The 718-nt window shown below is 63.1% G+C and carries 1 protein-coding gene; it reads left to right on the top strand.

Annotated features, from left to right (window positions below; all coding sequences use genetic code 11):
• Positions 1-190: 190 nt before the first annotated feature.
• Positions 191-619: a hypothetical protein gene (locus WDW90_RS37730; RefSeq protein WP_336492822.1), complete on the top strand. Its 429-nt coding sequence runs from the start codon at positions 191-193 to the stop codon at positions 617-619.
• The last annotated feature ends 99 nt before the right edge of the window (positions 620-718 follow it).

The following is a 718-nucleotide window of genomic DNA, read 5'->3' as shown; positions in this document are numbered from 1 at the left end:
CAGCGAGCCCTCAAGCTCGCGCGACAAACCCGGCTCCCCGCCCGTCCGAAACATCGATCCCTGCCACCTTGCGGAAACTCCTCATACGAGTCGAGCTAAGTTCGATGGGGCCGTTGCGTCCGGGCAATAGTATCGTCCGCTGGCGCCCGGGCCAACCAAGGACGCAGGTCCTGCTGCCGGAGAAGTCGCAATGGGAATTGCGCGTTTCGTGTGGGCCGCTGCGCTCGGGTTGAGCCTCGCAGCGTCCGCCGGGGTGTCGGCCACCCGGGCGGCCCAGGCCGGCCTTTCAGATTACCAAGGTGCATGGGTCTTGGAGGGACGAGACTGCGCGGAGGTTTATACATCCGCAGGGAAGGCGGCCTCGTTCGCGAAGCTGGCCGACATCTTCGCGCCAGCCGTCATGGTCTCTGGCAATCGCTTGAAGACTCCGATGGCATCGTGCCAGATCAAATCGATCCGACCACTTGGGGAGCGTCAGCTTCTCCTCCTCGATTACGCGAACGCCGTGGCCGGCAATGAGGTCAGGGTTCCGCTGGCGCCTACGCCGAACGGGGGTCTCAGACGCTACTACAACGATCAGGATCTGACCGGCGTCGCCTACCAGCGTTGCTCGCGATGAGCTGCACCTGCCGCGGGAGATGACGGACATCCGACAACCGCCTTGAACAAACTTCGCCGGGTGTCCTCTCGGATCAAGCGATGTTGTCCAAGTGGTAAT

It is taken from the genome of Methylobacterium nigriterrae, assembly GCF_037106235.1.
Classification (GTDB): domain Bacteria; phylum Pseudomonadota; class Alphaproteobacteria; order Rhizobiales; family Beijerinckiaceae; genus Methylobacterium; species Methylobacterium nigriterrae.
Note: the sequence above shows the minus strand (reverse complement) of the source record. Positions and strands in the feature narration are given on the sequence as shown.